This window comes from Tenacibaculum bernardetii, from assembly GCF_029125915.1.
Lineage (GTDB): Bacteria > Bacteroidota > Bacteroidia > Flavobacteriales > Flavobacteriaceae > Polaribacter > Polaribacter bernardetii.
The window spans coordinates 130850-151651 of record NZ_JAQJCU010000008.1 but is presented as its reverse complement, the minus strand read 5'-3'; the positions used below and the strand labels follow the sequence as shown (position 1 = coordinate 151651).

The window sequence follows — 20802 nt, the reverse complement described above, 5'->3', positions numbered from 1 at the left end:
ATAGTGGAACAGATACCGACGGTGATGGTATTCCAGATAGTGAAGATGGATTAGACGGATTTGGGGATGATGATGATGGAATTGTTTTAGGAGTTGATGATACTTGTATCGTAGTGTATAATGAAATTACACCAAATGGAGATGGTAAAAACGATTATTTAATTATTGATTGTATAGAAAATTTTCCAACTAATACTTTTGAGGTTTTTAATAGATGGGGTAATACAGTATATAAAGTAAAAGGATACAATAATAGAGATAAAGTATTTAACGGAATTTCTGAAGGGCGTTTAAATGTAAATGCAGACGATAAATTGCCTGTAGGAACTTATTTTTATATATTAGATTTAGGGAAAGGAATGAAACATAAAAAAGGATGGATTTATATCAGCAGATAATCAATACTTTTATAAAAAGAAAAATTGAAATAAAATTCTATAGGATATGAAATTATTTTTAAATATAATCTTGGTGTGCGTATACGGCCTGTGTATGGTTGCAAAGCTGCATGCACAACAGGATCCTCAGTATACGCAGTATATGCACAATACTATGAGTGTAAACCCCGCGTATGCAGGTTCTAAAGGGCATGGTGTTATAACTGCAATAGGTAGAACTCAATGGGTTGGATTTGATGGCGCTCCAAACACTCAAAATTTAAGTTATCATACTCCAATAGGGTATTCAGGTTTAGGTTTAGGGGTTAATTTAATGAATGATGAAATAGGACCTTCGAAAGAAATTTATTTAGATGCCAATCTATCATATACCATTGAAACTGGTGAAGATGGTAATTTAGCTTTTGGATTGCGACTGGGAGGAAGATTACTAAATATTGATTGGAGTAAAGGTAAAGTAAATCAAAATGAACAGATTCTAGAAGAAAATATAAATAAGTTTTTGCCAACAATAGGTGCGGGTATTTATTATTATGAACCTGAATGGTATGTGGGCTTATCAGTACCTAATATTTTAAGAAAAGAACATTATGACGCAGAAAACCCAGTAGGAGAATCAGCGGTAGAAAGAATGCATTTCTTTTTAATAGCGGGGTATGTTTATGATATAAATGAAGATTTAAAACTTAAACCAGCAGCTTTATTAAAAGCAGTATCAGGAGCTCCATTATCTTTAGATGTTTCAGCTAATTTATTGTTTAATGAAAAATTTAGAATTGGGTTAGGCTGGAGATGGAACGATTCTTTAAGTGCACTTTTAGGTTTTCAGGTTTCAGAAGAATTACTTATTGGATATTCATATGATTTAACTACCTCTAATTATAACGTAACAAATTCAGGTACTCATGAAATTATGTTACAGTATGAATTACTAAGAAACACAACGTTTAGATCCCCTAGATTCTTTTAAAAAAATAGATTATATGAATTTAAGAAGTTTTTTATTAATAATCATATTATTAATAGCTGCAAGAAATTTTGGGCAAAATAAAAAAGTAGCTGATAGGTACTTCAATGAGTTTTCGTATGTGCAGTCAGCTGAGTTGTATAAAGCTTTAGTAGAGAAGAAAGGGGATACATCAAAACATGTTTTAAGTCGTTTGGCAGAATCTTATTATAATAATGCAGAAACTAAACAAGCTGAAGTTTGGTATAAAAAATTGGTATTTATATATAAAGAAAAACTAGAGGATAAACATTTGTTTAAATATGCTCAAGTACTTCGTAGCAACGGAAAATATAAAGAATCAGATTCAATATTTTTAACATTAACGTCTTCAGAAAAAAATAATAGAAAAGAAGAGTTAAGAAAAGAAAACTACTTATTAGATTATGCGAATGAAGATATTCGAATCGGAGTTAGAAACTTGGCTATTAACACTGAGTTTTCTGATTTTGGCGGTTTCTTATTAAACGGAAAAGCATATTATACGTCAGCCGTTCCGAAAGGAGGAAAAAATGAACGTATATATAAATGGAATAACCAGCCTTTTTTAAATATTTATAAAGCAACCGAAGAAATTAAATCTCTTGAAGAAAACGAAAAAGATACGGTGTTAACATTGGCAAACCCTCGTTTAATAGAGGTTCCAATTACCTCAGAATTTCACGAATCAACACCAGTTTTTACCAAGGATGGTAAAACTATTTATTTTACGCGTAATAATGTAAATGGGAAAAAGGCGAGAAGAGACAAAAAGAATACCTCTAATTTAAAAATTTATAAAGCAAGTTTTGTAAATGGATATTGGATTAATGTAAAAGAGTTGCCATTTAATGGAGAAGAGTTTTCTGTAGGGCACCCAGCTCTGAGTGCTGATGAAAAAACATTATACTTCGTATCTACCATGCCTGGTGGTTATGGAGCGACAGATATTTATAAGGTAGCAATACTAGGAAATGATCAGTACGGAACTCCAGTTAATTTAGGCGAAAACATCAATACTTCTGATAAAGAAATGTTCCCTTTTATAGGAGAGGATAATACCTTGTATTTTTCTTCAAACGGACATTTAGGTTTAGGGCTTTTAGATATCTTTCAATCTAAAATCAAAAATGACTCACTTTATTCAATAGCTGAAAATTTAGGGCATCCATTTAATAGTAAAAGAGATGATTTTTCTTTTTATATAGATGAAAAGGGAAAAAAAGGTTTTTTCTCATCAAATAGAATTGGAGGTAAAGGGGATGATGATATGTATAGTTTTTATATGTATACAGATCCTCTTGTTTGTGCAAAATCAATAGAGGGAATAGTAACAGATAATATTAATAAAATGCCTGTAGATGGCGCTTTAATTAAGTTAGTAGATAACCAAGGGAAGGTTATAAAAGAAGCATTTTCGAATAGTAATGGTGCGTATGTTTTTGAAGACGTTTTATGCGATAATACCTATACTGTTTTTGCTTCTAAATTAGATCATAGATCAAAAGATAAAAAAAGAGTTACCATCATTAAAGATAATATTAATCAAATTAATTTAGAATTGATTCCATTAATTATAGGAAACCAAATTGTTATTAATCCTATATATTTCGATTATGGTAAATCATTTATAAGAGAAGATGCTCAATATGAATTAGAAAGTATTGTAATGGTAATGTCTAACCATCCAGAGGTGAGTATTAAAATCGAATCTCATACAGATAGTAGAGGACCAAGAGATTACAATAGAAAGTTGTCTGATAGAAGGGCTAAGTCAACAAAAGAGTATATAGTCTCTAGAGGTATCAAAAAAGAAAGAGTAATTAGTGCTATAGGTTTTGGAGAAGATCAGCTACTAAATAAGTGTAATGATGCTAATAAAAATAAATGTACAGAGGAAGAACATCAAAAAAATAGACGTTCATATTTTTATATAGTAAAGGGTACTGATAAAATTAGAGAAAGACAAATTGCAGAAAAAATTGCTGTTAAAAAAAGAATCACAAAAAAGAACAATTTTTTACTTTTCTTAAAGAAGAATTTTAAAAAGAAAGGGAAGAATACCTCAGGTCCCAAAAAATGCCTTATAGGTAGAGAAGAGGACTGCGCGAAAGATAAAAAAGATTTTAAAATAGAGTATAAAAATTAATAGCAATACCCCTTTTAATTTTTCCCTATAAAAACTCCTGTAATGGGAGTTTTTTTATGTTATAATGAATTACAGCATAATTACATTGTAAACGCGAATTTCACTTACTAATAAATAGTAGTAACATAAGTATTAAAAACAATACGTGATAACAAGTATAGAAAATAAGTAATGTGAGTTGTTAATAGCTATTAGTTTTAACATATTATAAGATAATAAACATACTATATAAAGGATTTCTGTTTTTATATAGCCTTATGTAAGTAATGACATAGAGAGTTGATAAATGATATAAAACTAAATAAAGAGGGCTTTTAGTGTTGCTACATAAAGTTTATATACACTGTTGCCATTAATATAAATAGTAGTTAGAAGATATGTTTAGAAGTTTTAAAGTGTTTTTTCGAAATGAAATTCCTACAAAAAAATAAGCCTGAACAATATACATTATTGTTCAGGCTTAATATATGTAATACCTGTAAATATAGGTGTTATATGATATTTAATTTATTAATCTTGTAAAGCAAAGTTAATTGGAATGTAGTATTCAACATTCGCCAATTTACCATCCTGTTTACCAGGTACAAAAGTAGCTAATTTAGTAACCATTCTTTTTGCTTCTTGTTCTAATAATTCTCCTCCTTCAGGGCCTCTCATTTTTATATTACTTACTTTACCTTCCTTACCAATAATAAAACGAACCCAAACTTTACCTTCTATGTTCTGATCGGCTGCTGCTGCAGGATAATTAAAGTTTCTTTGAATATGGCTAACCATTCTTTCATTAAAACAATTTTCTTTTTGTGTATCTTCAACCTTTACACAAGCTTTAAATAGAGGTATAGTTTGTACTTTATCAAATTTAATATAGTCAGTAATTAATTTTTCTTTGCTAGTATTTGATACACGTTTAGTAGCAACTCTTTTTGGCGCTTGCACTTTAATAGCAGCAGGGTTAGGGTGCTTAAACGTAATAGGAATACCATATTTAACTTTTACATTTCTTCCATTGTGTTTTCCTGGTATAAATGTAGGAAGTTTGTTAACGATTCTACTAGCTTCTTTTTCTAAAGATTCACCATTTTGTGGACCTCTCATTTGAATAGCAGCAACATTACCTTGCTCATCAATTGTAAATTGTACTAAAACTCGACCTTGAATACCTGCATCAAATGCATCTTGTGGATATTTAAAGTTTTTCATTATATGTTTTGACATTTGAGTCTCAAAACATTTAGCTTGTTTCATTAAAGGCACATTATTACATTTAGAAAATAAAGGAATTTCTTCTACAAGATTAAAAGGAATTCTTTCAATAGTCTCTGAATTATCTTCTAATTCAAGTTTACCAACCAATAAAGTGTTTTTCTTTATGTTAGCTACTTTTTGCGAAGTGCCAGCTCCTCCAATAGCAGAAACAGCTTCATTCTTTTTACGCACAACACGTCTCCTTGTAGAAACCTCAATAGAAAGTTGCTTTTTTTCACCATCCTGTGTTTCTTCAATAGCACATTTTGTGATACTATTAGGATCCGCTATAGTTTCATCTGTAGTAGCACATACTTCTTGTTGAGCAACAGTTGCTAAAGAAAAAAGCATTGCTGTTACGAGTAAGGGGAATTTCTTCATAATCGCACTCTATTTTAAGGGGTTAACAAAATTTGTTAACAAGTTTGAGTTGTAAAAGTAAGAAAAAATAATTTATTAAAGAAAATAATTTAAACTATTTTTTTTACCTAAAGGGTTTATAATTAAAAGGTTATTCTTTTTGCAAGAATAATTTACTTTTTTTAAGAGTATTTTAGAATTTTGTGTTATTCTAAATATTCCTTTAAAATAGTTGTTTTTATAATTAAATTATGCTGTTTTAGTAAAAAAATAATTCCCGCTAATCTATAGATTAGCGGGAATTATTTTTACAATACTATTTAATTTTTAATTATTTTTTTGGTGTTTTAAAAGTTATTGGCAAAGCATATTTTACATTGACTAAATTCCCAAGATGTTTACCAGGTATAAAATTTGGTAATTTTTTGATTAATCGTACAGCTTCTTCTTCCAGTAGCTCACCTCCTTTGGGTCCTCTTTTTTTAATATTTACCACTTTACCAGCTTTGTCAATAGTAAATTGCACCATTACTCTTCCTTCTATATTTTTAGCTTTTGCAGCTTCAGGATAACTAAAGTTTTGAACAACATGCTTAATCATTTGTTTTTCAAAACACTTGGCTTGTGCAAGTAAGGGAGAATTCTTACATTTAGTAAACAAAGGTATTTGTTCTACTAAATGAAACGGAATTCTTTTTAAAGAAGAAACAACATCTTTTTTAATGGTTAGTTTTTCAACCAAAGCATTGTTGTTTTTAATTTTCTCAATTTTATTATTGGCAGCTATTGAAACACTATTTTTAGATTTTCTAACGTGTCTTCTTACAGAAACTTGTTTGTCATCATCAGATTCTAGTGCTTTTTGTACGTCGTCAATAGAGCATTTTGTAATGCTTATAGCATTAAGATCTGCGATTTCTTCGTTAGGTGTTTCACATTTTTCTTGTGAAATAGCTATAGCAGACATAAAAAGTGCTATAACTATGCTGAAGGGGAATCTCATAGTATGGGTAATTAAGGGGTAGTTAATAAGCTGGTAAATATAATGTTTTTAAGTGCTTAATTATGTTAACTTAAGGTTAAGTTAAAGGTAAACGAGTATATTACTATTACTGGTAACCCTTTCTCTTTTCCTGGAGTAAATGAGGGTAGCTTTTGTAAGATGCGATTTATCTCATGGTGAAGTTCTTTGTGTTGTTTTTTGCTCTTTATTTGAGTATTAACGACATTTCCATATAAGTCAATACTAAATTTAATAAATATCTTGTCATTGATAACTTCATTGTTAAATTTTTCGGCATAAAAGTTTTTTGAAAAATGCTTTTTAATTTTTCTTTTAAAACATTTAACATTATTTTTTCGGGTAGATTTATTACAAGAGTCAAACATAGGAATTTCTTGAACTAGAGTAAATAAAACCTCTCTAGATAAGTTTTTTGTGTCAGAATGGTTTTTGCTAACCCTAATGTTTCGAACTCTTTTTCTTATTGTTTTTGTTTTAATTATTTTTCTTGAATCATTTTTGTCGGTAACATCACATTTTTTAACGGAAATTACATTCAAATCTTCAAAAGTATCTTCAGCAGGTTTTTTACATACTTCAGCTTGACCATAACTGTTAATTAGGTTAAAAATGGATAGCGCTATAAGGGGAAGTATATTTTTCATTTTAATGTTTTTTAATTACAACGTAAATATGAAACATTAATACTATAGTGAGTTTATGTAAGTGTAATATGTATTTTAATTAATATAATCTTAATTGTTAAGGATGTTAATTTAGTGTAAATAAAAACTCCCTATTTTATCAATAGGGAGTTTTACAATATATTCAATATAAATGTGAAAATTATTTTACATGCATTAATTCCACATCAAAAATTAAAGTAGCGTTTGGCGGAATTACCCCTCCAGCACCAGCTGAACCATAAGCTAAGTTAGACGGAATTACAAACCTGGCTTTGTCTCCAACTTTTAATAACTGAATTCCTTCATCCCAACCTGCAATAACTTGTCCCATACCAATAGCAAAATCGATTGGTTGTTTGCGCTTATAAGAAGAATCAAATACAGTACCGTCTAATAATTGCCCTTTGTAATGAACAGAAACAGTAGCGCCTTTCGTAGCTTGCTTCCCGTCTCCGTTTTGTAAAATTTTATAACGTAATCCAGACGGAGTCTCGTCATAACCCTTAGCAACAGTGTCTAATAACTCTTGCTGTTTCGCTTTTTCTTCTGCTTCACGTTTTTCACGAGATCCTTCAAAAGATCTAAAAGCTTCAACAGCGTTAAATTTTTCAGCAGCTTCACCTACACGAATAATTTCAACATCCATCGTGTCGTTTTGCTGAATAGCATCTACAACATCTTGTCCTTCTACAACGCTTCCAAAAACAGTATGATTACCATCTAAATGAGGCGTTGCTGTATGTGTAATGAAAAACTGAGAACCGTTTGTTCCAGGTCCTGCATTTGCCATTGATAATTTACCAGGAGCGTCATGCTTTAAATCAGGATGAAATTCATCATCAAATTTATAACCAGGGTTTCCTGTTCCAGTACCTTGTGGACAACCACCTTGTATCATGAAATCAGAAATCACACGGTGAAACTTTAAGCCATTGTAATATGGAGTTCCTTGTGGTTTAGCTTCGTTTTCTAAATTTCCTTCTGCTAAAGCAACAAAGTTACCTACAGTTCCAGGTGTTTTTTCGTATTCTAAATTCACTAAAATATCGCCTTTTGGCGTTGTGAACTTTGCGTAAATTCCGTTATTCATTCTACTATTATTTACTAATTAAACTTTAATTTATTTGGGCGCTCGAGCGGGCTTTACGTTATATCTTTTATACATTCTTCATAAAAGGATGCCACTTCAATCCCTAGCGCAAGCATACTATATAATTAATTTTTTACGGATAAAGTTGATAGATTAAAACTTACACCAATATTCATATTCGTCGATTTTACATTCCCAAAAGGCGAATAATATTTTCCTGCTGAAGCTATAATTGCAACGCCATTTGTAATATCATAACTTAAACCTAAGGTAGGACGCACAATAATTCCTTCGTCTGTATCTACACCTGCACCACCACCGGCTCCTGCCATAAATTCGACAAAACCACGGGCTTTAGTATTCAAAAAACGTGGCGAGTATATTCCACCTCCAACCAATCCATGTGCATAACCACCAGAGCGTCCGTCATAAGCAAAACTTGCTTCACCAGCTATATACAACCATTTGTTAAGGTCGAAATTGACTTTTAAACCAATCAATTGTAAATCGATGACCGCCGCATCAAATACATCATCGGTTTTTGCAACATCAAAATACGATTGATTCTGAATTTCAACGCGCAATCCTTGTGTGTAAAAATTGTTGTATTTTTTTCCTTCGGATGTTGTTCCGCCATTTAATCCGAAGTATTTAAAACCAAATCCTACAGTATAAGCTTCTAAATCACCAGCGATTGCACGATAATAACCTCCGTGACCACTGATGGCTAATTTGTTTGATAGTTTTAAATCGATTCCGGCAGAGGGATAAATCATTAAACCGCCTTCAGGAGCCACACGACCACCAGCAGCACCAATACCTAGTTTGGTGAAAAGATTAATGTATTTCGATTGATAAGGATGGTAACCAGCACCAAAAAATAAATCCATAAATCCAGCACGCAAACCTTTGTATATAGCATCGGTATGTGCGAATAAAAAGGTGTTTTCTGATAGGTATTTCTGATATTCAAATCCGATTACATATAATGACTCATCTAAAACATCTCCATTGTCTTTCTTAGAATTTCCGAATGGTTTAAAGAAATCAAAGCGGACTTGTTGTGCGTTTTTTATTACTGGTTTGCTCCAAAAATCATCCGAAGAAAGATTGGTCGCAACAAATTTTTGATGGGCTTTATCATAATCTGTAAAACGCAATACACTCGGAATTTCAACAAAAACCGAAACCGAATTGCTTTTTATTTCGCCTGATAAAAAATTTAAGTGACTGTATTGTACACCAACCGAATAGTTGTTTTTTTTGTATTGTAATCCTATATTCGGATTTATAAATCCGCCATCGTTTACTAAGTTTCTGTATCCACCACCACCACCAAAATGGAAGTTAGCATCTACATATAAATTTTTATATACTTGTTTGTTTACGCCAATTTCGGCACCTAAAGTAAATAAACCTCCTTGGTCTCCAGTAACCGCAAAATGAAATCCGGCACCACCATACAACCAATCGTTAATCGGAATTTGATAATGTAAACCCGCCAACCCCATAGTTGGTTTTAAGTTAGGAAATGCATCTGTAGGCATTTGAACAGGAATAAAATTTAAACGGACTTTAGTGTGTAGTTCTTTGCCTTTTAAAGTTGAGAGGTTTTCTTGACTAAACAAGGTGAAAAATAAAAGACAAAAGATAAAGGATAAAAACACGTCATTACGAACATAGTGAAGTAATCTCTTACTAACTAAGAAGATTGCATCGTTCCTCGTAATGATGTTGTAATTTTTATTATTCATGTTAAATAAATGCTTAAAATCAATTATTACTTATTCAAACTCACTAGTAAAATGTAATTTTACGGTTGGGTATTTACTTTGTGTCATTTGTATTGTAAAAGCAGAGTCTGCTAAAAAGACCAACTTACCTTGTTTGTCTTTTGCTAAATAGCGCTGTTTAACACGTTTAAACTCTTTAAATTCATCATTTTTTGGATCTTCTGGTTGTACCCAGCAAGCTTTATGTACAGAAATGTTTTCATACGTACATTTTGCACCATATTCGTGTTCTAAACGGTACTGAATTACTTCGTATTGTAGGGCACCTACAGTACCAACAATTCTACGTCCGTTCATATCCATTGTAAATAATTGCGCAACACCTTCATCCATTAATTGATCTAAACCTTTGTAGAGTTGTTTAGACTTCATAGGGTCGGCATTGTTTACATAACGGAAATGCTCTGGAGAGAAACTCGGAATTCCTTTAAAGTTTAATGCTTCTCCTTCGGTTAAGGTATCACCAATTTTAAAGTTACCGGTGTCATGTACACCAACAATATCACCAGGAAAAGATTCGTCTACAATTTGTTTCTTCTCTGCGAAAAAGGCATTTGGACTCGAAAATTTCATCTTCTTACCGTTACGAACGTGTAAATACGGAGAGTTTCTTTTAAAAGTTCCTGAAACAATTTTTATAAAAGCAAGTCTGTCTCTGTGTTTAGGATCCATGTTTGCATGAATCTTAAAAACAAAGCCCGTTAATTTTTCTTCTTTAGAATCTACTAAACGTTCTTCAGCTTTTTTAGGTTGTGGTTGTGGTGCTATTTCAATAAAAGCATCCAACAATTCTTTTACACCAAAGTTATTTAAAGCGGAACCAAAGAAAACAGGTTGTAAATCACCCGCTAAATATTCTTGCTGATTAAATTCAGGATATACTTCAAATACCAATTCAGATTCTTCTCGTAAAGTTTCTGCAGCAGTTTCTCCAATGATTTCGTCTAACTTAGGGTTGGAAAGATCATCGAACTGAGGTCCTTCCGTAATTTTTGTTTTATTATCTCCCGAAAAAAGATTTAATTTCTTTTCCCAAATATTATAAATTCCTTTAAAATCATACCCCATTCCAATAGGAAAACTCATAGGTGTAACACGTAAACCAAGTTTTTGCTCTACTTCATCTAATAAATCAAACGCATCTTTTCCTTCACGGTCTAATTTATTAATGAATACTAACATCGGTATTTTACGCATTCTACAAACTTCAACTAATTTTTCGGTTTGAGGCTCTACACCTTTGGCAACATCAATTACCACAATAACACTGTCTACAGCTGTTAGAGTTCTAAAAGTATCTTCCGCAAAATCTTTGTGACCAGGCGTATCTAAAATGTTTATTTTTTTGTCTTTATAAATGAAAGCTAAAACCGAAGTAGCAACCGAAATTCCACGTTGACGCTCAATCTCCATAAAATCGGAAGTGGCTCCCTTTTTTATTTTGTTGTTTTTAACAGCTCCAGCTTCCTGAATAGCACCACCAAATAATAATAACTTTTCAGTTAAAGTAGTTTTACCTGCATCAGGGTGTGATATAATTCCGAACGTACGTCGTTTTTGTATTTCTTTTAAAAAACTCATCTATAAATTTTAAGGCTGCAAAGATAAGGTTTAATGCTTAACTGTTCAAAGGTTTAATTGTTGAACTGATATCATTTTTGTAAGTTTGTTTTTCGTAAATTAAATAGATGAAAGAACAAGTAATATTAGTAGACGAGCAAGACAATCAAATTGGATTGATGGAGAAAATTGAAGCACATGAAAAAGCATTGTTACACAGAGCTTTTTCAGTTTTTGTTTTTAATGATAAGAAAGAATTGATGTTGCAACAACGTGCTGCTGAGAAATACCATTCGCCGTTATTATGGACAAATACTTGCTGTTCACATCAAAGAGAAGGGGAAACGAATTTAGAGGCTGGTAAACGAAGGTTGCAAGAAGAAATGGGGTTTGTTTGTGAGTTAAAAGAAGTGTTTTCTTTTATTTATAAAGCGCCTTTTGATAACGGATTAACAGAACATGAATTTGATCATGTAATGGTTGGTGATTTTAACGGAGAGCCAAATATAAACCCTGAAGAGGTAGCGTTTTATAAGTGGATGACCTTAGAAGCTGTAAAAAAGGATATCGAAAGCAATCCAAAAATATACACTGCCTGGTTTAAAATTATATTTAAAGAATCTTACGACGCCTTAAAAAATGCCTAGAGTAACCGTACATAGAAAAGCCCATTTTAATGCAGCGCATAGATTGTGTAATCCGAAATGGTCTGATGAAAAAAATCTGGAAGTTTTCGGGAAATGTAGCAATCCTAATTACCACGGTCATAATTACGAGTTAATTGTTTCGCTAACAGGTGAAATAGATACTGACACGGGCTATGTGTATGATTTAGGTTTATTACGAGAATTGATCAAGAGGGAAGTAGAAGATGCTTTTGATCACAAAAATTTGAATGTAGAAGTGGCGGAATTTAAAGATTTGATTCCTACAGCCGAAAATATATCAGTGGTAATATTTAACAAATTACGTGTAAGTATTCCTGAAAAATTAGACTTAGAAATAACGTTATATGAAACCCCAAGAAACTTTGTAACCTATAGCGGTAACTAATTATGATAAGTCAATTATTGCGATTCGAACCTATTTTAAAATCCAAAATTTGGGGGGGAGAAAAATTACATACACTACTCAATAAAAAAACAAATAGTAAAGATATTGGTGAAAGTTGGGAAATTTCTGATGTAGAAAATGATGTTTCTATAGTTAGCAACGGAGGTCTTAAAGGAAGAAGTTTAAATGAATTGATATCGGAATTTAAGCAAGACGTTTTGGGAGATAAAGTGTATCATATCTTTCAAGATAAATTTCCGTTACTTATCAAGTTTATAGATGCCAAGCGAAAATTAAGTTTACAAGTACATCCTAACGATATTTTAGCGCAAAAAAGACATAACTCCTTAGGTAAAACCGAAATGTGGTATGTGGTTAATGCAGATAAAAAGGCAAAAATTATAGTGGGCTTTTCGGAGGAAGCGGATAAGAATTCTTTTGTAAAAACGATAGAAGCAGGCAATGAAACAGCTTTACTAAATGTTGATTTTGTAAAAAAAGGGGATACCTTTCTAGTGCCTGCAGGTAGAGTACATGCAATCGGTAAAGGTGTTTTATTAGCTGAAATTCAAGAAACATCCGACGTTACGTATCGTATCTCTGACTGGAATAGAAAAGATGCTAATGGAAAACAGCGAGAGTTGCATTTAGATTTGGCTTTAGATGCTATAGATTATTCAGCAAAATCGAATTATAAGGCAGAGTATCTTAAGAAAAAAAATAAACCTTCAAATATTGTAGATTGTAAATATTTTACAACAAATTTTTTACATTTAACAAAAAACTACACCGTAAATCATGAAGATAAAGACAGCTTTGTAATATACATGTGTGTAGAAGGAATAGCTATTTTCGAATATGATAAACAACAAGAAAGATTACAAATAGGAGAAACTATTTTAGTGCCTGCTTGTGTTAAAAGAGTAAATGTTTTAACCGAAAACACGAAGCTTTTAGAGGTGTATATAAAGTAAAACAGACTCAAAATTTACGTTGAGTCTGTAACCAATCTCAAATTTAAGAGCCATTTAAAAAGTTGTAACCAAATACAGCCTTGCAGATAATATTGCGCTCTTTTTCCGCTTTTTTAGATACTGTAATGTGTAAGATAACCTCGGAGTCACTCAGTTTTTTAATATAATTATGAATAATAAGTTTATCATTTAGAAAAGCATTTTTTATAAAGTCAAATTCGATACTTTTAAAACTGATGCTGGATGCAGGTTGATGTAGGTTAAGAGATGAAGTTACGGTAGCTTCAATTTTATGGTATAAAATTGAGGTTTTTAGTGTTTTGTTTTTGTTAACTTGTTTTTTGTTAACAGTAAATTGAAAATTGTGATCTTTAGGTAGTTTATAAGTTTGCATGATGTGATGAGTTTATTGGTGGGAAATTCGATTTTCTGAAAAAAATGTTTTTAGTAGAATTCATTCTCTTAGCTGCATACATGTTAATTCGTAGGGCGTTTTTTACTGTTTTGATCATAATTAAAGTTTTAATTTTAGTAAATAAAAAAAGGTGCTTTTTATAAAAAAAGCACCTTTTGTAGTTTGTATTAAATGTCGGTTTTTAAAACCGTTGTTTAAAGTTGTTCTCTAAAGTACTTTTTTTTATAAACACATATTGTTTGCGCATGCAGGTAATACACATAATCATATTGATAGTGTTTAAAATAAAGCGATATGTGTTTAAAAGTACTTTCATAAGAGTCAAAAGTAGCAAAAGTTTTTACAAAACAATAAAAAAAAGGAAATATTAATGTTAAATAATTAAGAAGCCACTGCAAGTAAAAGGTAGGAAGTTGTATAAATATGTATCTTTGAAGTGTATAAATAAATATTTTTTATGAAAATAATAGCAATGATCCCTGCGCGTTATAGTGCGTCTCGTTTCCCAGGTAAATTAATGAAAAATTTAGGAGGCAAACCTGTAATCGTAAGAACTTACGAAGCGGCTGTTAAAGCTAATTTATTTGATGAAGTGTATGTTGTTACCGATTCTCAGGTTATTTTTAAGGCAATAGAAAGTATTGAAGGGAAAGTACTAATGAGCACTAAAGAGCACGAATGTGGTTCGGATAGAATTGCAGAGGCCGTAGAAGGCTTAGAGGTTGATATTGTTGTGAATGTGCAAGGAGATGAGCCTTTTATTGATACAGTTTCTTTATCAAAATTAATTCAAGCTTTTAAAGAGGATAAAAAAGAAGAAATAGATCTAGCATCCTTAAAAGTAGCGATGACAGATTTAGAAGATGTCAATAACCCGAATAATGTAAAAGTAATTACCGACGTAAATGATTTTGCTATTTATTTTTCAAGAAGTGTTATTCCTTTTCATAGAGCCACAGAACTAAAAGTTAGCTACTATAAACACAAAGGGGTATATGCCTTTAGAAAAAAAGCATTGATAGATTTTTATCATACACCAATGACACCAATAGAAGCGGCAGAGAAAATAGAATGTATACGGTATTTGGAAGTTGGTAAAAAAATAAAAATGATAGAAACTTCAGTAGAAAGTATTGGTATTGATACGCCTGAAGATTTAGAAAAAGCAATTAAACAATTAGCAAATGAATAATATAAAAGTAATTGCCTTTGATGCGGATGATACTTTGTGGGTAAACGAAACTTATTTTAGAGAGGCTGAGAATGAGTTTGCAAAGTTGTTGTCTGGTTATGAAACTGAAAATAAGATTCATCAAGAATTGTATAAAAAAGAAATCGATAATCTGAAAATTTATGGGTATGGTGTAAAAGGTTTTGTGCTTTCGATGGTAGAATGTGCGTTGGAATTATCAAACTATAAAATCAATCCAAAAACCATCGATAAAATTCTAGAGATTGGTAAAGAAATGCTCGAGCAACCCATCGATTTATTAGATGGAGTAGAAGAGGTGTTGCAAAAATTACAAGGTAAGTATAAGTTAATTGTAGCCACTAAAGGAGATTTGTTAGATCAGGAACGGAAACTAGAAAAATCAGGAATTTTAAAATACTTTCACCATACAGAGGTGATGAGCGATAAAAAGGAAAAAGAGTATGTAAAGTTGATAAAGCATTTAGATATCAATCCGTCGGAATTATTAATGATTGGGAATTCATTAAAATCAGATGTTTTACCCTTGGTGGCATTAGGAGCTGCTGCAGTGCATGTTCCTTTTCATACTACTTGGGCACACGAAGAGGTAAGTAATGAACAAAAGTCAGATAGTTATAAAACAGTTGCTAAAATTACAGAAGTATTAACTTTTTTATAAATGAAGTATTTAGATATTGAAAAGTGGAATAGAAAGCAGCATTTTAAGCACTTTAGAACTTTAGCAGATCCAACATTCGGTATGGTAGCAGATGTAGATGTTTCTAAGTGTTATGAAACCGCAAAAGAAAGAAATCAATCGTTTTTTGTGCGCTATTTACATGCATGTATGAAGGCTATTAATGCTGTTGAAAACTTTAAATATAGAATAGAAGGGGATAAAATTGCCATTTATGCGGTAATAAATGCATCGGCAACCATAGCAAGACCCGATCATACTTTCGGATTTTCATACATAGATTTTTCAGGTGATTTTGAAGTGTTTAGCGTAAATTTTCAAAAAGAAAAAGAACGTATTATAAATTCATCCGATTTGTTTCCTGAAAAATATTCCTTAGGCTGCATACATTGTTCGGCTGTACCTTGGGTTTCCTTTACCAGTCATAAAGAACCAAGTTCGGGTAACAAAAATGATAGTGTTCCGCAAGTTGCTTTCGGAAAAATAAAATTAGAAAATAATAAGAAAAAGATGCCTGTAGCAGTAAATGTAAACCATGCTTTAGTAGACGGATATCACGTAGGACAATTTTTTGATAAATTTCAGGCTGAATTAGATAAAATCGATTAATTTTGCAAAAAAATAATAATTATGGCAAGTATTAAAAACTTAAAAAAAGATATCGATTATACTTTAGGAGATATTATTGATATCTGTAGATTATCTGCACAATTAAACCCAGAGGTAGATCAAGAAAAATCAGAAGCGATTGTTGATGAGGTTTTTGAAACTTATGATGGTTTAATAGCAAAGATAAACGCTAAGAAAGTTGAAGATAAAAAAGCACATTTTAAAGCAATAAGTACTGAATTAGAAGTAAAAGCAAACGCTTTAATTGAAAAGGTAAATAACTTATAGTTGTCTGTAAGTTAGATGTTTAAATCCGACTACTTATGAAGTGTCGGATTTTTTTTGCAAAAATTTAACATGTGTCAAGGGTTTTTTTTCGTAAATTACGTTCAGTAATATTAACATCAAATTCCCCCTTAAGCAACATGGCAAGAGCAATGTACGAATACACTAAGACGGTATTAAAGAAAGTTAGTTTTAATACGGATTTATTTTGCAAAGAGTTAGAAAAGGCTTTAAACAGATTATTACCTTATGAAGTAGAGGAGCTAACAATTTGGTTAAAACAATTTACGGCAAATAGACCTGATTTATATGTTTGTTTGGCTTTAGTAAAAAAATAAGAATAAAAAAGAAGCTACTCAGCTTCTTTTTTATTCTTATTTTTTTTTCCTCTGTATTTTTGCATGAGTTTGCGGTTAAACTCGTGTTCTGAGATTTGTAGTGTAAGTATTTTTTTAAATGATAATATCTTTGAAACCTTTGTGTGAAAAGATGCTTTTAATTCATACTCCTGTTTATTTATAAATTGAAATTTTTCTAAAATTTCTTTAGAATCTTTTTCAGATAAATTTTCAATTCCTCCGTTTTTAAGGATTCTCTTTTTAATATTAAAACGCTTTTCTCTATGAAGCACCATTTTCTTTTTGTCGTACTGATTGTAAATAGGCCAAAATTTTTGAGCCTCAGCCACTGTTAAATTTAATTTTTCTGTTAAGTAGGCAATTTTATACGTGCGTATTTTTTCAGTACTTCCTTTTTTTGACTGTGCTTGACTAGACAAAATACTTAAGAAGAATACAAATACTAAGGTTAATAGTTGTTTTTTCATTTTTATTGAATTTCATTTATAAGAGTAGAGTTATCAATGGTGTTTAGGTAATCTTCTAAATGTTCGGCATCCATTGATGGTAAAATATTGTCTTCAAAATCAGAAGATTCTAAAGTAATCGCCAATTCATTAGTATCGGTATCTCCATATCCATTTTCATACCAAGATGCGATATCTGCTTGTGTTATAGTGTTAAAACTATCTTTGTTGCTAGTCGTAATGTAATGTAAACCGATAAATAATAAAACAGAGGCTGCTGCTGCAACAGGAATAAAGTCGAGTACTCTTTTGTACAAAGAAATAACTTTTACTTCTTTAGGTGCTGCTTTAAGCTTTGTTAAAATATTCTCTTCAACGGTATCAAAATAATTGGCAGGAGTTTTAAAAGTGTTTTCTTTAGATATAACGACAGTAGTTTCTGAAGAAAAGAAAGCCTCCTCCATTTCTTCAAAATAATTTTCAGGCAATGAAAACCCAGTTTTCTTGCCTGCCTTATTATTTATAAAATCTATACTATGTTTTAAATCTTTATCCATCTCTCTTCTAAGACTGTGTTTTTTGTAAAAGGTTTAATTGTGGTTCTTAATAAAGTGTGCTATTTTTTTTGCAGCAATGTGATAGGATGCTTTTAAGGCTCCAACAGAAGTTTCTAGTATTTCAGAAATCTGTGTGTACTTCATCTCATCAAAATATTTCATATTAAAAACGAGTTGTTGTTTTTGAGGTAAAGTAGCAATTGCTTTTTGTAATATAAGTTGAATTTCATCTCCAGTAAACCAATGGTCGCTATCTAAAGTAGAAACTAATTGTTGTTGGTAATCAGTAATGTCAACATTTTTCTCTTTAGCTCTTTTAGTAAGAAAGGTTATAGATTCGTTGGTAGCGATTCTGTACATCCAAGAGTAAAGCTTACTGTCGTTTTTAAAGGTATCAATATTTTTAAAAATTTTGATAAACGTATTTTGTAAAACGTCATCAGCATCATCATGAGAAACAACAATCTTTCGTATATGCCAATACAACCGCTCTTTATAAAGCGATAGCAATTGTTTAAAGGCTACTTCTTTTGTTTTAGAATTCTGAAGCGCTGCAATAAGTGTAAGTTCGTCTGTCAACTAAAGTTGTTTAGCAGTTAGACTTTAAAAATAGTAAAAGGTTTAAAAGAAAATTAAATTATTTACGAGCGCTTTCTAGAGCAACCAAATAAACGTTTTTCTTTGATGGTTTCTGAAACTCCTGCTGGTAACATTTTTTCCCATCCTTCTTCATTTTCTTTGATCATTCTTAATACCTTTCGAGAGAAAATATGTAAGCTTTCCTCGTCAATATCTTTAATATCAATAAGTCTACCATTATTTTTAAAGAACTTGTATAGTTCTTTCATTCTTGGGTGTACCTTTAAATTGTCACTGGTAATAAATTCATCAGTGTCTTCATCTTTATAAGGATACATGTATACTTTTAAATCTCGGTAGAAAAGTTTACCAAAGGCTTCTAAAATACCACCACTTAAATCACGGTAATATTTTTCATCAAAAATTTGAATAAGATTATTAACGCCCATGGCTAATCCCATTCTTTCTTTCGTAAACTCACTAAAGTAATCAACGAGTCTAAAGTATTCTTGATAGTTGGTTATCATTACGTTTTGTCCCAAAGCACATAGTAACTCTGCTCTATCTAAGAAATCTCGTTCATTAATTTCTCCTTCAGCTCTTAAGTTGCTTAAGGTGATTTCAAAAATAATTTGTGTTTTTTCTGGGTTTACCTTTTTTTCTGCTAAAAACAATTCTTTCGAACGTTCAAACATATCCATATTTACTTTCGTAACAGGGCGATAGCTCCCGCGAAGCGCTAAAATATTCTTTTTATAAAGTACTTGAGCAGGTAGTAAGTTGTTTCCGTCAGGGCCAAACATAACGGCGTTTGTCATGCCGTTTTTAACTAACTGTAAACTCATTAAACGATTGTCAACATACATAAAACGGGGTCCAGAGAAATTAACCATGTCAATTTCTAAACGATCGCTATCAATGTTGTCATAAAAAGATTTTAATAATTCTTTCGGACTGTCATTTAAATAGTAGGCTCCGTACACTAAGTTTACCCCTAAAACTCCTAAAGTTTCTTGTTGTTGGCGGGCATCAGTTTCTTTAAAACGAAGGTGTAAGATGATTTCGTTGTAGTCTTCAAGCGGATCTAATTGAAAACGAATACCAACCCAACCATGACCTTTAAACTTTTTAGAAAAGTTAATGGTAGCAACGGTATTTGCGTAACTAAAAAATAATTTTTCAGGATGCTTCTGACGGTCAAGACGTTCTTCAATTAAGTCCATTTCATGTCTTAACATCTTTTTTAATCGTTTTTCTGTAACATAACGATTGTCATTTTCTACACCATAAATGGCATCAGAAAAATCTTTGTCATAAGCACTCATTGCCTTTGCAATTGTACCTGAAGCACCACCAGCTCTAAAAAAATTACGAACGGTTTCTTGACCAGCGCCAATCTCAGCAAATGTTCCATAAATATGGGCATTTAAATTGATTTTTAAAGCTTTGCTGTCAGTGGTTGGTACCGTGCTTATTTTTTGATCTCCTTTAAGCGTAATTGCCATTTTATTGTTTTTTGTTACGGATAACAAATGTACTGAAAATAGGACTTATCAGATAATTTTTATTGTATTTTTGTGGTAATGAGAGATAAAAAAAAGCAATTAAAAGTAACTTTTTTAGGTACAGGAACTTCTACAGGCGTTCCAATGATTACAAGTAAGCATCCTGTAGCCTTATCTAAAGACTATAAAGACAGTCGATTGCGTTCTTCAATTATAGTTTCTTGGGATACTATAAAGTATGTGATTGACTGCGGACCTGATTTTCGCCAGCAAATGATACGTGAAAATGTGGAGTCGATAAACGGAATTTTATTTACCCACGAGCATGCCGATCATATTGCTGGTTTAGACGAAATAAGACCGTATTGTTTTCAAATGGGAGCAGTGCCTATTTACACATCAGAAAGGGTTTTAGCGGTGCTTAAAAAGAGATACGATTATATTTTTGCCACTGAAAATAGGTATCCGAGTGCACCAAAAGTAGCTCCGAATATTATTTCGCATCACGAAAGCTTTTTTTTAGAGGATGTGAAAGTGACGCCAGTTGAACTATTGCACGGGCGATTGCCTATTTTAGGGTATCGCTTTAATGATATTGCGTATCTTACAGATATTAAAACAATATCCGAAGTAGAAAAAAAGAAATTAGCGAATTTAGAGGTGTTGATTGTAACAGGGCTTCGTAAAGAACCTCATGCGACTCATTTTAATTTAGAGGAAGCTTTGGCTTTTATAGCAGAATTAAATCCGAAGAAAGCCTATTTAACGCATATTAGCGAATTGCTTGGTTTGCATGAAGAGGTGGAAAAAGAACTGCCTGAAAATGTGTTTTTAGCGTATGACGGATTAACAATTTAAA

At 31.6% G+C, this 20802-nt stretch carries 24 protein-coding genes; 12 read left to right on the top strand and 12 right to left on the bottom strand.

Annotated features, from left to right (window positions below; all coding sequences use genetic code 11):
* The 3 genes from P2G10_RS08785 to P2G10_RS08775 all read left to right on the top strand — a co-directional run.
* The coding region (locus P2G10_RS08785) for a T9SS type B sorting domain-containing protein (RefSeq protein ID WP_275316153.1) at positions 1-398 on the top strand (398 nt) is incomplete at its 5' end.
* Positions 399-444: 46 nt separating this feature from the next.
* Positions 445-1368 carry a PorP/SprF family type IX secretion system membrane protein gene (locus P2G10_RS08780; protein ID WP_275316151.1) on the top strand — a complete coding sequence of 308 codons (924 nt, stop codon included), beginning with the start codon at positions 445-447 and terminating at the stop codon, positions 1366-1368.
* Between the two features lie 13 nt (positions 1369-1381).
* Positions 1382-3532, top strand: coding sequence for an OmpA family protein (locus P2G10_RS08775; protein ID WP_275316150.1), 2151 nt, complete (start codon positions 1382-1384; stop codon positions 3530-3532).
* A gap of 510 nt (positions 3533-4042) precedes the next feature.
* Here P2G10_RS08775 and P2G10_RS08770 read toward each other — a convergent pair.
* The 6 genes from P2G10_RS08770 to P2G10_RS08745 all read right to left on the bottom strand — a co-directional run bounded on the left by P2G10_RS08770 (position 4043) and on the right by P2G10_RS08745 (position 11293).
* Complete coding sequence (locus P2G10_RS08770) at positions 4043-5161, bottom strand: energy transducer TonB (RefSeq protein WP_275316149.1); 1119 nt, start codon at positions 5159-5161, stop codon at positions 4043-4045.
* A gap of 310 nt (positions 5162-5471) precedes the next feature.
* Positions 5472-6107 carry an energy transducer TonB gene (locus tag P2G10_RS08765; RefSeq protein WP_275316148.1) on the bottom strand — a complete coding sequence of 212 codons (636 nt, stop codon included), beginning with the start codon at positions 6105-6107 and terminating at the stop codon, positions 5472-5474.
* Between the two features lie 101 nt (positions 6108-6208).
* Complete coding sequence (locus tag P2G10_RS08760) at positions 6209-6808, bottom strand: energy transducer TonB (protein WP_275316147.1); 600 nt, start codon at positions 6806-6808, stop codon at positions 6209-6211.
* 181 nt (positions 6809-6989) lie between these two features.
* On the bottom strand, positions 6990-7919 hold the full coding sequence (locus tag P2G10_RS08755) for a peptidylprolyl isomerase (RefSeq protein WP_275316145.1): 930 nt from the start codon (positions 7917-7919) through the stop codon (positions 6990-6992).
* Between the two features lie 125 nt (positions 7920-8044).
* Positions 8045-9466, bottom strand: coding sequence for a hypothetical protein (locus tag P2G10_RS08750; protein ID WP_275316144.1), 1422 nt, complete (start codon positions 9464-9466; stop codon positions 8045-8047).
* A 237-nt stretch (positions 9467-9703) separates the two neighbouring features.
* Complete coding sequence (locus P2G10_RS08745; RefSeq protein WP_275316143.1) at positions 9704-11293, bottom strand: peptide chain release factor 3; 1590 nt, start codon at positions 11291-11293, stop codon at positions 9704-9706.
* A 107-nt stretch (positions 11294-11400) separates the two neighbouring features.
* On the opposite strand from P2G10_RS08745, the gene idi reads away from it, so the two are divergent.
* The 3 genes from idi to P2G10_RS08730 are packed head-to-tail and all read left to right on the top strand — an operon-like array spanning position 11401 to position 13299.
* Positions 11401-11919, top strand: a complete 519-nt coding sequence (idi, locus tag P2G10_RS08740; protein WP_275316142.1) for an isopentenyl-diphosphate Delta-isomerase — start codon at positions 11401-11403, stop codon at positions 11917-11919.
* On the top strand, positions 11912-12325 hold the full coding sequence (locus tag P2G10_RS08735; protein ID WP_218772900.1) for a 6-pyruvoyl trahydropterin synthase family protein: 414 nt from the start codon (positions 11912-11914) through the stop codon (positions 12323-12325). Before idi ends, P2G10_RS08735 begins: the two co-directional genes overlap by 8 nt.
* Positions 12326-12327: 2 nt before the next feature.
* Positions 12328-13299 (top strand): type I phosphomannose isomerase catalytic subunit, encoded by a 972-nt coding sequence (locus P2G10_RS08730; protein ID WP_275316141.1) that lies wholly within the window; start codon positions 12328-12330, stop codon positions 13297-13299.
* 43 nt (positions 13300-13342) lie between these two features.
* On the opposite strand, the gene P2G10_RS08725 is transcribed toward P2G10_RS08730, so the two are convergent.
* Together P2G10_RS08725 and P2G10_RS08720 are read right to left on the bottom strand one after the other, a co-directional pair.
* Entirely contained in the window at positions 13343-13693 is a 351-nt protein-coding gene (locus tag P2G10_RS08725) for a hypothetical protein (protein ID WP_218772898.1), read from the bottom strand.
* A complete protein-coding gene (locus P2G10_RS08720; RefSeq protein WP_275316140.1) occupies positions 13680-13811 on the bottom strand; it encodes a hypothetical protein in 132 nt (43 codons plus the stop codon). Before P2G10_RS08720 ends, P2G10_RS08725 begins: the two co-directional genes overlap by 14 nt.
* 360 nt (positions 13812-14171) lie before the next feature.
* Between P2G10_RS08720 and kdsB the strand changes: the two genes are divergently transcribed.
* From kdsB to P2G10_RS08695, 5 genes are all read left to right on the top strand, one after another.
* Positions 14172-14906 (top strand): 3-deoxy-manno-octulosonate cytidylyltransferase, encoded by a 735-nt coding sequence (gene kdsB / locus P2G10_RS08715; RefSeq protein WP_275316139.1) that lies wholly within the window; start codon positions 14172-14174, stop codon positions 14904-14906.
* Positions 14899-15585, top strand: coding sequence for an HAD family hydrolase (locus P2G10_RS08710; protein WP_275316138.1), 687 nt, complete (start codon positions 14899-14901; stop codon positions 15583-15585). The genes kdsB and P2G10_RS08710 overlap by 8 nt, the downstream gene beginning before the upstream one ends.
* Entirely contained in the window at positions 15586-16212 is a 627-nt protein-coding gene (locus P2G10_RS08705) for a CatA-like O-acetyltransferase (protein ID WP_275316136.1), read from the top strand.
* Positions 16213-16233: 21 nt separating this feature from the next.
* Positions 16234-16500: a hypothetical protein gene (locus tag P2G10_RS08700; RefSeq protein ID WP_218772895.1), complete on the top strand. Its 267-nt coding sequence runs from the start codon at positions 16234-16236 to the stop codon at positions 16498-16500.
* A gap of 137 nt (positions 16501-16637) precedes the next feature.
* Positions 16638-16835 carry a hypothetical protein gene (locus P2G10_RS08695; protein ID WP_218772894.1) on the top strand — a complete coding sequence of 66 codons (198 nt, stop codon included), beginning with the start codon at positions 16638-16640 and terminating at the stop codon, positions 16833-16835.
* Positions 16836-16849: 14 nt separating this feature from the next.
* Here the strand turns inward: P2G10_RS08695 and P2G10_RS08690 are convergent, their stop codons facing one another.
* From P2G10_RS08690 to P2G10_RS08675, 4 genes are all read right to left on the bottom strand, one after another.
* Positions 16850-17323 (bottom strand): sensor of ECF-type sigma factor, encoded by a 474-nt coding sequence (locus tag P2G10_RS08690; RefSeq protein ID WP_275316134.1) that lies wholly within the window; start codon positions 17321-17323, stop codon positions 16850-16852.
* A gap of 2 nt (positions 17324-17325) precedes the next feature.
* Entirely contained in the window at positions 17326-17859 is a 534-nt protein-coding gene (locus P2G10_RS08685; protein WP_275316133.1) for a hypothetical protein, read from the bottom strand.
* Positions 17860-17892: 33 nt separating this feature from the next.
* Positions 17893-18438, bottom strand: a complete 546-nt coding sequence (locus P2G10_RS08680) for an RNA polymerase sigma factor (RefSeq protein ID WP_275316132.1) — start codon at positions 18436-18438, stop codon at positions 17893-17895.
* 62 nt (positions 18439-18500) lie between these two features.
* Positions 18501-19943 carry a TonB-dependent receptor gene (locus P2G10_RS08675; protein ID WP_218772890.1) on the bottom strand — a complete coding sequence of 481 codons (1443 nt, stop codon included), beginning with the start codon at positions 19941-19943 and terminating at the stop codon, positions 18501-18503.
* Between the two features lie 78 nt (positions 19944-20021).
* Here P2G10_RS08675 and P2G10_RS08670 point away from each other — a divergent pair, with 78 nt between their 5' ends.
* The gene (locus tag P2G10_RS08670; protein ID WP_275316131.1) at positions 20022-20801 is read left to right on the top strand and encodes an MBL fold metallo-hydrolase; all 780 of its coding nucleotides are present in this window, start codon (positions 20022-20024) and stop codon (positions 20799-20801) included.
* The last annotated feature ends 1 nt before the right edge of the window (position 20802 follow it).